The organism is Betaproteobacteria bacterium (genome assembly GCA_009693245.1).
Lineage (GTDB): Bacteria > Pseudomonadota > Gammaproteobacteria > Burkholderiales > SHXO01 > SHXO01.
This window is the reverse complement of the sequence record SHXO01000102.1, coordinates 1-10,777: the sequence shown is the minus strand read 5'-3', so window position 1 is coordinate 10,777 and position 10,777 is coordinate 1. Positions and strand designations below refer to the sequence as shown.

Annotated in this window: 11 protein-coding genes; 2 read left to right on the top strand and 9 right to left on the bottom strand. The window is 59.4% G+C overall.

Annotation, left to right across the window (positions count from 1 at the left end; translation table 11 throughout):
* From EXR36_14205 to EXR36_14175, 7 genes are all read right to left on the bottom strand, one after another.
* Positions 1-245, bottom strand: a 245-nt coding sequence (locus EXR36_14205) for a Uma2 family endonuclease (GenBank protein MSQ60749.1), incomplete at its 3' end; no start/stop codon positions are given.
* 48 nt (positions 246-293) lie between these two features.
* Positions 294-1,085 carry a hypothetical protein gene (locus EXR36_14200; protein MSQ60748.1) on the bottom strand — a complete coding sequence of 264 codons (792 nt, stop codon included), beginning with the start codon at positions 1,083-1,085 and terminating at the stop codon, positions 294-296.
* A 6-nt stretch (positions 1,086-1,091) separates the two neighbouring features.
* The gene (locus EXR36_14195; protein ID MSQ60747.1) at positions 1,092-3,188 is read right to left on the bottom strand and encodes a 3-hydroxyacyl-CoA dehydrogenase; all 2,097 of its coding nucleotides are present in this window, start codon (positions 3,186-3,188) and stop codon (positions 1,092-1,094) included.
* Complete coding sequence (locus EXR36_14190) at positions 3,185-3,880, bottom strand: ABC transporter ATP-binding protein (GenBank protein ID MSQ60746.1); 696 nt, start codon at positions 3,878-3,880, stop codon at positions 3,185-3,187. Before EXR36_14190 ends, EXR36_14195 begins: the two co-directional genes overlap by 4 nt.
* Complete coding sequence (locus tag EXR36_14185; protein MSQ60745.1) at positions 3,880-4,629, bottom strand: ABC transporter ATP-binding protein; 750 nt, start codon at positions 4,627-4,629, stop codon at positions 3,880-3,882. The genes EXR36_14190 and EXR36_14185 overlap by 1 nt, the downstream gene beginning before the upstream one ends.
* Positions 4,626-5,921 carry a branched-chain amino acid ABC transporter permease gene (locus EXR36_14180; protein MSQ60744.1) on the bottom strand — a complete coding sequence of 432 codons (1,296 nt, stop codon included), beginning with the start codon at positions 5,919-5,921 and terminating at the stop codon, positions 4,626-4,628. Before EXR36_14180 ends, EXR36_14185 begins: the two co-directional genes overlap by 4 nt.
* A gap of 3 nt (positions 5,922-5,924) precedes the next feature.
* On the bottom strand, positions 5,925-6,872 hold the full coding sequence (locus tag EXR36_14175) for a branched-chain amino acid ABC transporter permease (GenBank protein MSQ60743.1): 948 nt from the start codon (positions 6,870-6,872) through the stop codon (positions 5,925-5,927).
* 110 nt (positions 6,873-6,982) lie between these two features.
* Here EXR36_14175 and EXR36_14170 point away from each other — a divergent pair, with 110 nt between their 5' ends.
* Together EXR36_14170 and EXR36_14165 are read left to right on the top strand one after the other, a co-directional pair.
* Positions 6,983-8,608 (top strand): fatty-acid--CoA ligase, encoded by a 1,626-nt coding sequence (locus EXR36_14170; protein ID MSQ60742.1) that lies wholly within the window; start codon positions 6,983-6,985, stop codon positions 8,606-8,608.
* Between the two features lie 243 nt (positions 8,609-8,851).
* On the top strand, positions 8,852-9,466 hold the full coding sequence (locus tag EXR36_14165) for a hypothetical protein (protein ID MSQ60741.1): 615 nt from the start codon (positions 8,852-8,854) through the stop codon (positions 9,464-9,466).
* A gap of 3 nt (positions 9,467-9,469) precedes the next feature.
* On the opposite strand, the gene EXR36_14160 is transcribed toward EXR36_14165, so the two are convergent.
* Positions 9,470-10,195 carry a tetratricopeptide repeat protein gene (locus tag EXR36_14160; GenBank protein MSQ60740.1) on the bottom strand — a complete coding sequence of 242 codons (726 nt, stop codon included), beginning with the start codon at positions 10,193-10,195 and terminating at the stop codon, positions 9,470-9,472.
* Between the two features lie 6 nt (positions 10,196-10,201).
* Positions 10,202-10,777, bottom strand: a 576-nt coding sequence (locus EXR36_14155; GenBank protein ID MSQ60739.1) for a tetratricopeptide repeat protein, incomplete at its 5' end; no start/stop codon positions are given.

Genomic DNA, 10,777 nt, shown 5'->3' with positions numbered 1-10,777 from the left:
TAGAAATACGCCTCGGCGGTTCCTGGACGCACCTTCACATCTGACATGAAAACGCGGCAAGGCGAGGACTTCAGGTGATCTCTCGCTAGAGCGTAGATATTGCCCGCGACGATGTTGTGCGCATCGGTCGTTCCAACCATCGCGAGAATCTCGCCGAAGAAGTACTCGTTCTTATTGGGCTGCTTTCGCTCCCATGCAAGGTATTCGTCCATTGACAGGCGAACAACCGGTTTGGCGAATCCCATTTTCGATCTCGGTTTACGAGTGGAGAGCCGATTGTACTTCCGCTTCAACTAAGAGACGCCGTCACGACCTCGCCACTTGAAACTGCGCCGCCGCATCCACCACAACCCGGCACCTTGCACCCCCAGCTGCGCCGCAAGTGCCAGCGCAAACGCGCTAGGAATCCCGTAGGGGACCAGCGTGAGGGCGAGCACGGCGCAGAACAAGCAGAATCCCGGCATGCCATTCAGCATGGCGCGCAGAAAATTGGTGGCGGCGTGACTTCCTTGGCGGGCGTGCGTGAAGCCGGCAACGACCGTGGAAGCGATGGGAAACGCCGTCAGCAGGCCACTCCAATGGGGGCCCAGCCAGCGCGCGAGGTAGGTGAGCAAGAGGGTGAGCGCGATGGCGGCCAGCAGGCGCAGCGGCAAATCCCAGCGCGTGGGAGCTGGCCAAGCGCCCGCGTGTTTGGTGCGCGGCAGGAGGTAGGCGCAGGCGAGCACGCTCGCCGCGGATAGCGCGAGCAAAGGCCACAACGCCACGGACCAATCTCGCAAGACAAATACCGTCAGGAGAAAGACAAGCCATGAAACCAGCAGGCACCACAGCCAGCGAAAACGCCGCGCCATCCAGGCGTAATTCAAGCAGTAGGCCGCGACACCCATGACGCTCACCAACGTGAATTGCGCGGCGCTGGCAGCGAAGGTCTCGCCTTGCTCCAGGGAGTAAAAAAGCAGAATGGGGCCGGCGTTGATCGGCATCGCCGCCAGCCATCCGCCGATGCCCATTCCCCACTTTCGAATGGCAATCGTGACGCCGCAGATGAATAGCGGCGAAAGCGTGAGTTTTAGGAGGAGGAGCAAGACACCCTAGCCGAAGCGCCCGCCCTCCAAGGCGCGCGTCTCCAGCAATGGCGCGGGCGCCCACGGATCGCCTTGCTCGCGGTGAAAGCGCGAAACGGTTTCGTGGACTTTATCCAACCCTATGGTATCGGCGTAGAACATGGGGCCGCCACGAAAGCGAGGGAAGCCATAACCGTGAACGTAGGTGATGTCGATGTCGCTCGCGCGTTGGGCGATGCCCTCGTCAAGAATCTTGGCGCCTTCGTTGATGAGCGCGTAGATACAGCGCTCCATGATTTCCTGGTCTGAAATATCGCGGCGCGCGATGCCCAACTCCTTGGAGTTTCGCACGATCAAGGCCTCGATTTCGGGATCGGGTACGGGCGTGCGGTTCCCTGCCTCGTAGCGGTACCAACCCGCGCCCGTCTTTTGTCCAAAGCGGCCCATTTCGCAGATCTGGTCGGCGATCTTGGAATAGCGTTCGTTCGCGGGCCGGGTGAGGGCGCGGCGTTGGCGAATGCGCCAGCTGATGTCGAGGCCCGCCAAATCCCCCACGCGAAACGGCCCCATGGCGAAACCAAAGTCCTCCAACACGCAGTCGATTTGCCATGGCATGGCGCCCTCCTCCAACAGGAACGACGCTTGGCGGGTATACCGGTGCAACATGCGGTTGCCAATGAATCCGTCGCATACACCGGCCACCACGCCCGCCTTCTTGATCGTCTTGGATAGTTGCATGCAAGTGGCAAGCGTCTCCTTGGACGTCTTACTTGCGCGCACGATCTCCAGCAGCTTCATCACATTAGCAGGACTGAAAAAATGCAGCCCGATCACTTTGTCCGGGCGCGAGGTCACGGCCGCGATCTCGTTGACATCCAAGGTGGAGGTATTAGTGGCCAGGATCGCGGAGGGTTTGCAAACGCAGTCCAGCTTGCGAAAGACCTCCTTCTTGGCTTCCATGTCCTCGAACACGGCTTCGATGAGCAAGTCTGCTTGAGCGAGCGCGGCGTAATCCGTCCCTCCTCGTAGCATTCCCATTCGCTGGTCCATCGCTTCTTGCGATAAGCGGCCCTTCGCTACCGTGGCCGCGTAGTTCTTCTTGATGACGTTGAGCCCCTTCTCCAAGACTTCTTGCGTCATTTCCACGATCGCGACTGGTATTCCCACGTTCAGAAAATTCATGGCGATGCCGCTGCCCATGGTGCCCGCGCCCAGGACGGCAACACTCTTGATGGCGCTCACGGCGGTATCCGGAGGCACGCCGGAAATTTTGGAAGCCTCGCGCTCGGCGAAAAACAGGTGGCGCAGCGCTTTCGATTCCGTGGATACACGCAGCCCTTCGAACAGTTCTCGCTCCTTCGCCACGGCTTGGGCGAAAGGCATGTAGACGGCGTTCTCCACACACTGAAGACACACGAGCGGAGCGGGATAGCCCTTGTACTCCTTCGCGATGCGCGTGCGCGCTTGCGCAAAGAAATCCGCGGCTTCTTGCTCCAACCGTGGCGGCAACGCGCTCACGCGGCGCAACGGATTGCCCTCCTTGGCCACGCTGTTGGCAAAGCTGATGGCGCCACGCAGCAACTCCTTTTGAGCCACTTCATCCACGAGCCCCATCTTGAGGGCCTTAGCGGTATCGATGGAATCGCCCGTGACGATCATATCGAGCGCGGCCTGCACGCCAATCAGACGCGGCAATCGTTGCGTACCACCAGCCCCGGGCAGAATTCCAAGCTTGACTTCCGGCAGCGCGAACTGCGTGCCCGGTGCCGCCACGCGATAATGGCACGCCATGGCGAGTTCCAACCCGCCCCCCATGGCAAACCCATGGATGGCCGCGACGATGGGCTTGGTCACCGTATCCATGTAGGCCAACAACGCGGGCACGGTCAGCAACTCGGGCGCGCGCGGCTTACCAAACTCGGAGATGTCCGCGCCCGCTGAAAATGCCTTGCCCGCGCCAATGATCACGAACGCGCGCACGCCCGTGTCGTGCTCGCCTTCTTGCATGTGATCCATGATGCCTTGAACCACGCCCTTGCTGACGGCCAAGGCGTTGACGGGCGGGTTGTTCAGCGTGATGATTCCAAAGTGATTCTGAACGGCGTAGGTGACGATGCCGCTCATACTTCCAGCCACTCCTTGCGCACAAGCTCGTTGGCCTTGAGCTCGCCCGGCGTGCCTTCAAAAACAATCTGGCCGTGGCCCATGACGTAAAGGCGCTGGGAGATTTTCAAGGCAATGGCGAGTTTTTGTTCCACCAGCAAAATGGAGACGCCGCGATTTTTCATCTCGTCGAGCAGGCCCGCCACAAGCTCGACGATTTTGGGCGCGAGACCTTCCGTTGGTTCGTCGATCATCACCAAGTCCGGGTCACCCATGAGCGTGCGGCACAACGTGAGCATCTGCTGTTCGCCTCCCGACATCACGCCCGCGGGCGCGCCGGCACGCTCGCGCAATACCGGAAAGAGCTTGTACATGTCTTCCAGGGACCAGCGGCCCTTCTGATTGCGGTCCTTTTGTCCCAACAGCAGATTTTGCTTCACCGTCAGCGTGGGAAAAATATCGCGGTTCTCGGGAACGTACCCTAGCCCTTTGCGCGCGATGACGAAGGCTTTCAGGCCGCCGATCTCATGCTGCTTGAAGCGCACGGAACCCGTCATCGCCACTTGGCCCATGATGGCCTTGATGGTGGTGGAACGCCCGACGCCATTGCGCCCCAGCAATGCCACGATCTCGCCCGCCTGCACGGACATGTTCACGCCTTGCAGGATGTGGCTCTTGCCGTAGTAGGCGTGTAGATCCTTGACTTCCAGCATCAGTGTTCCATGGCGCCGAGATAGGCTTCTTGCACACTGGGGTTAGCGCGAATGGCGGCCGGCGTATCGCTCGCCAGCACCTTGCCGTAGACCAGGACCGATATGCGGTCGGCCAAACCGAATACCACGCTCATGTCGTGCTCCACCATGACCAAGGTCTTGCCTTGGGTCACGTTGCGGATGAGTTCCACGGCATGCTGGGTTTCCGTATGACTCATTCCGGCGGTGGGCTCGTCGAGCAAGATCACCTCGGCCCCCCCGGCGATGGTGACGCCGATCTCCAGTGCGCGCTGTTCCGCGTAAGACAGCACGCTCGCCAACTGGTCGCGGCGCATGGATAGCCCGAGCTTATCCACGATCTCATCCGCTTTTTCGCAGGCATCGCGCAAGGCGTTCACTCGTTTCCAGAAAGCGTACCGGTATCCCAAGGACCACAGCACCGCGCAACGCACGTTCTCGTAGACGGACATGCGGGGAAAGATGTTGGTGATCTGGAAGCTACGCCCCAGCCCGCGGCGGTTGATCTCCTGGGGCTCCATGCCGGTGATGTTCTGGCCGTTGAGATGGATCTCCCCAGCGCTCAAGGGAAAGCGCCCGCTGATCAGATTGAACAACGTGGATTTGCCCGCGCCGTTGGGGCCGATGATGGCGTGGCGCTCGCCACGCGCAATGCCCAGATCCACACCGTTGATGATGGCGGTCTTGCCAAAACTTTTGTGTACGCTCCGAAGCTCTAGCGCCGTGGTCATCGGATGTCTCGCGATTGCAGTTGCTCCGTGATTTTCTGCCACGCATTGCGCACGGGGCGGGTACTGAGCGCAATCAACGCCAAGCCTGCGGCGAAGACGCAAGCCCCGGCCAACCACGCGCCAGGTTTCCAAGGCTCCAGCACGAACCCAAGAAAGGGAAATCCTTCGGCGGTATCGCTCGATTTCATGTGATACATCATCTCAACCAGCATGACCAAGCCCGCGAGAAACACCGCGGCGGCCAGAGCCACCAATGCGTAGCTGGGCAAGAGCCGGCCCATCAAACGTCCTTTCAACACGGGGCCATGCTTGGATATCAGGCTGGCGATACCTCCGGGCGCGAACAGAATCATGACCACGAAAAACAAACCAAAATAGAGCAACCAGGCTTGCGTATAGGTGGAGAGCGCGGATTGCAGGAAGGAAACCAATACGGCTCCGATGATGGGCCCGTAGAAAAATCCCACGCCCCCCACGAAAGACATGATGAGCACGTTGCCCGATACCACAACGCCGACGTTTTCCGCCGTGACGATCTCATAGTGGATCGTGGCAAGACCGCCCGCGATACCAGCGAAAAACGATGCCAGGCACAGCATGAGAAATCGCACATGGGTGGGGTTGTATCCCACGAATTTGGCGCGCTCTGGATTGTCGCGCACCGCGTTGGCCATGCGCCCCAGCGGTGTTTGCGTCAGGGCGAACATGGCGATCATGCACAACAGGCACCAGCCCGCGATCAGGTAATACACCTGAATCTGAGGCCCGTAACTTACGCCAAGAAACTTCTCACCCACCACGCGGTTGGTCGGGATACCCCCTTCGCCGCCGAAGAACCCTGGGAACATGAGGGCGCAGGCGGCCACCATCTCGGCGATACCCAAGGAGATCATCGCGAACGGTGTGCCCGAGCGCTTCGTGGATACAAATCCGAAGACGATGCCGAACGCGAGCCCGGTGAAGCCCCCAATAAATGGCAGCAAGGTCACGGGTATCGCGAAACTCTTGGCCGCGACGGCATTCAGAGCATGGGCACACACGTATGCCCCTAAGCCGAAGTAGACGGCGTGCCCGAAGGACAACAAGCCCGTTTGGCCCAGCAGCATGTTGTAGGACAGCGCGAAGATCACGGCGATGCCCATCTGGCTGAGCAAGGACATTGCAAAGCTATTCTTGAACAACAAGGGGAGAACCGCCATCGCCGCCGCCGTGATGATCCATAGCAGCACGCGCTTGCCACCCAGCTTGGCGGGCACTTGAAAGATGGGACGTGGCTGCACGGCTTCGCTCATGGCCTACCCCTCCCGAGTGCCCATCAAACCCGTGGGCTTGACGATGAGCATCAGCACCATGAGCAGGTAGGGCAACACCGGTGCCGTCTGCGCGATGGTGATGGAGAGCACGCTGCGCCAGTTGGACTCCTCCGCGACTTGAACACCCAGGGCCGTGACCATGTCGAGAAAGGAACTGTCGAGCGCCACCGTAAAGGTCTGCACCGCGCCGAAGAACAAAGACGCGATGAAGGCTCCCGCGAGGGAACCCATCCCGCCGAACACCACGACGACGAAAACGATACTGCCCACCGCCGCCGCCATGCCCGGCTCCGTGACGAAGGCATTGCCGCCGATCACCCCAGCGAGGCCCGCCAGCGCGCATCCGCCGCCGAAAACCAGCATGAACACTCGCGGGACGTTATGGCCGAGGGCTTCGACCATATTCGGATGAGACAAAGAAGCCTGGATGATCATGCCGATGCGCGTGCGCGTGAGCACGAGATAGAGCACTAGCAGCATGGCCACCGACACTCCCATCATGAACACACGGTAGGCGGGATAGTTGGTGCTGAACAAGGTGAATGCGGTGAAGTCGAGCGCTTCGGGAATCTTGTAATCCACGGGTGCGCGGCCCCAGATCAAATGCACCACCTCTTCGATGAGGTAAAACAGGCCGAAGGTGAACAACAGCTCGGCCACGTGGCCGTACTTGTGCACCGTTCTCAGACCGTAGCGCTCGGTCATGGCGCCCAGAGCCCCCACCAAAAAAGGGGCCACCACCAATGCTGGCCAGAATCCGATCTGCTGTGTCAGCTGGTAAGCGAGATAGGCGCCCAGCATGTAGAAGCTCGCATGGGCGAAGTTGAGCACGCCCATCATGCTAAAGATGAGCGTCAATCCACTGGAGAGCATGAACAACAGCAATCCATAGGACAGGCTATTCAACAGTTGAACGAGAAAGAATTCCATTATTTCGGGCAGACGCCGCTTTTGAGTCATCATGTCACAGCGGCCGCGATTCTAGCTTAAGGCGATTGATAGAATCGCCCCCTACTCACTCCAACCCCGACGAGGACGCCATGCAAGGCCTGATGATGAACACCTCCTTACTGATCTCCTCCCTGATCAGGCACGCGGAACGATTCCACGGCGATACGCAAATCGTCTCCCGCAGCATAGAGGGTCCTATTCACCGCTACACATACCGTGATGCCCACCAACGCTCGCGCCAGTTGGCACAAGCCCTCGTCCGTCTGGGCGTGAAGCCAGGCGAGCGCATCGGAACCTTCGCCTGGAACGGCTACCGGCACTTCGAGGCCTTCTATGGCGTCTCGGGCATGGGCGCGGTGCTGCACACCATCAACCCACGGCTCTTCCCCGAGCAGATCGTCTACATCATCAATCACGCCGAGGACCGCTTCGTTTTATTCGACGCGAATCTGGCGCCGCTGCTGGAAAATATCGCGCCGCAATGCAAGGCCGTCAAGGGATGGATTGCCATGACGGACGCAGCTCATCTGCCCAAGGCCAATTTCCCCAATCTGCTGTGTTACGAGGAACTGCGCGGCAACGAAAACGGCGACTACGAGTGGCCGGAATTAGAGGAAAACACAGCCTCCTCCCTGTGCTACACGTCGGGCACCACGGGCAACCCCAAGGGCGTGCTGTATTCCCACCGCTCTACTGTCCTGCACGCCTACGCCGCCGCCCTGCCAGACACTCTTAATCTCTCAGCACGCGACACGGTGCTGCCTGTCGTACCCATGTTTCACGCCAATGCGTGGAGTTTGCCCTACGGCTGCGCCATGAGCGGATGCAAAATCGTATTCCCCGGCGCGCAGATGGACGGCCAAAGCCTCTACGAATTGTTCGAGGCGGAGCGCGTGACCGTTTCCGCCGGCGTCCCCACTGCCTGGCTCGCGCTACTGCAATTCATGCAACAAGGCGGGCTCAAATTCAGCACCATGAACCGCACTATCATCGGTGGATCGGCCTGTCCGCCCGCCATGATCCGTACGTTTCAGGAGGAGTACGGCGTGCAAGTGTTGCACGCTTGGGGCATGACGGAGATGAGCCCGCTGGGTACGGTGAACACCTTCAAGTCAGCACACTCCGGCTGGACCAAGGAACAACGCCTGCAGTTACAAAACAAGCAGGGGCGCCCCGTGTACGGCGTAGACATGAAAATTGTCGACGGCGAAGGCAAGGAACTTCCTTGGGACGGTAAGACCTTCGGCGACCTTCTTGTCAAAGGACCTTGGATCACGTCTTCCTATCTGAAGAGCGAAGGCGGCGACCCGCTGCGAGGCGGATGGTTTCCCACGGGAGATGTGGCCACCATCGATGCGGACGGCTACATGCAGATCACCGACCGCTCCAAGGACGTCATTAAATCGGGCGGTGAATGGATTAGCTCCATCGACCTTGAAAACCTTGCGGTGGCCCATCCGGGTGTAGCCGAAGCTGCGGTCATCGGCATTGCCCACCCCAAGTGGGACGAACGTCCCTTGCTGATCGTGGTGAGGAAACCGGAGGCGAGCCTAACCCGCGAGGAAATGCTCAAATTCTTCGATGGCAAGATCGCCAAGTGGTGGATGCCCGACGACGTGGTGTTCGTCGATAAGCTCCCCCACACGGCCACCGGAAAGTTGCTCAAGACCAAACTGCGGGAAGATTTCGCGGGACACAAGCTACCAGGCACTTGACGCCGGTGGCCGGCGAAAGTCGCACTGTAGTTCCACGGGGATGAGCCGTGATTAGGGAGAACTTCGGAGATCCCTATGTACCTATCTCGCACATTTGTCCCCGCCCTTTTGGCCAGTGTCGTTTTCTTCACCCAGCCCTGCGCCGCGGCAACACCAAGTTTTCTGTGTACCAAGGCCAGCACGTGGATCGAAAATACCATCTGCGCCAGCGCGCGGTTATCCGAACTAGATCTCGATTTAGCGATGGTCTACGCGCGGCTGCTCCGGGGCACCGACCCGGGCGCGAAGCGGTCCTTGGAATCTGATCAGCGCAAATGGTGGGGCGAGCGCAGCCAATGCCAGAAGAACGCGGATCCCCCCGCGTGCGTGGAGCAAAGCTACACCACGCGTATCGGCAATCTGAAAGCTCGGCCGGACTATCCGGGGGACGTAGCACCTGCGATGGGCCCCAAGATCATCCAGGACGCGCCCATCAAAGAGGCAGGACAGGGATGGGCAAAAAATCTCTCCGAATACTTCAAAGCCATCAATCTCTGCGTGGCAAGTGCGCGCACTCCTATCCAGGCCGTGTTATCGGCTTGGAACGAAGGCCGGGATATGGTCGCCATGTGGCTTCGCCGTCAAGATGGGCAAAATCTGCGATGCACTGCCGCAAGGAATGGCAATCAACTCAAATCGCTTGTGGATTGGGACGTTGGCGAGGACATACATACAACGGGGCCAGTTTTGTATCTTGGAGCGAAAGAGCCCGGATGCGCAAGCGCTGCAGGTGTCATAGATCCCATTGGTACACCGCTCGGATGGCTTATCGGCACAGACTGTCTCTCGCAAGAGGCAAAGAACGCCGAACCCTCCTAACCTTCACGACGCCTCCAACTGGCGCAGTAGCGCCTTGATTTCGCCCTGGGCCGCCGAGCGGAGGCTCTTGCTGGACAACTCTTCCAACTCCCTTCGTGCGACGTCCTTCTTACCGGCTTTAATCAATGCGCGTGCGAAATTGAGCCGGACAGGCATGGCGTCTGGCGCAAGCTTCGCAGCCTTCTCGAGTAAGGGAAGTCCTCGCCCGAAATCGCCCTGATCCACCAAGAGCCAGCCCAATGTATCGGCCGCCGCTGCGGAATTGGGTGCAAGCGCGTAGGCCTGCTCCGAAATACCAAGGGCCTGGGGATCCTTAATATGTGCGAGGGTCCACGCGAGATTATTCAGATCCTCCGCGTTCTTAGGTTGTAACGCAAGAATCTCTTGGAAATACCGCTTGGCCGTTACAAAGTCCTTCCTGAGTATGGCGTTCTCAGCTATGTAGCGGCGAATCACTACGTCTTTCTGATAACTGCTCAGCCACCTCGCCACGACCGCATTTGCCTGGTCCGCTTTGCCATGGCGCAGATGAACCAAATGCAACCGCCGCACTAAACCAGGATCGGGTGCCATGCGCATGCCCTGCTCCAATACATCCAGCGCTTTAGGCCAAAGCTGCGCCGCCACATATACATCCGCCAATAAGGCATGGCCAACGGGATCCTTCGGCCGCCCTTCACGGATGCTCGCCGCCAGTGTCGCGGCCTCCGCGAACTCCTTGCTTTCCATGTAGGCCTAGACAAGGGCGCGTTTGGCGGCGACGAGATTAGGTTGCAGACTAACTGCTCGTTTGAGAGCCTCCACCGCCTTTAGGTGCTGGCCAGAGGCATTGTGCAGTTCGGCCAGCAACAACAGAGGCGTCGGGGATTCCGGGAGAAGAGAAGCTAGGCGCATATAGGTGGTAATGGCCTGGTTCAATTCCCCTGCGTCACGTTGCGTTTGACCCAGTAATTCGATTACCGCCGGATTTCGCGGCGCCGCCGATTCGGCTTCTTGTGCGATCGCAAGCGCGGTCTTGGGGTCATTATTGGCCAAATGAAACTGCACAAGGGCTATGCGCGCGCGAACCGCGGCCGGGTTACCTCTGGCCACCGCCTTAAGGGGTGCCACCACATCCTCGAAAGTTCCCCTTTGCGATTTCAGGAATGCCGAGTAACTAAGCGCCGCGATTTCGTTATTCGGATATTTCTCCAGCACGGCCACAAAGCGCTGCTTCGCGTGCTCAGGTTTCTTTTCGTAGACATCCAAACGTGCCAAATAATCGAGCGCCATGGGAAACGCCGCATCCCGGCTCAGCGCTTCTTCAAATTG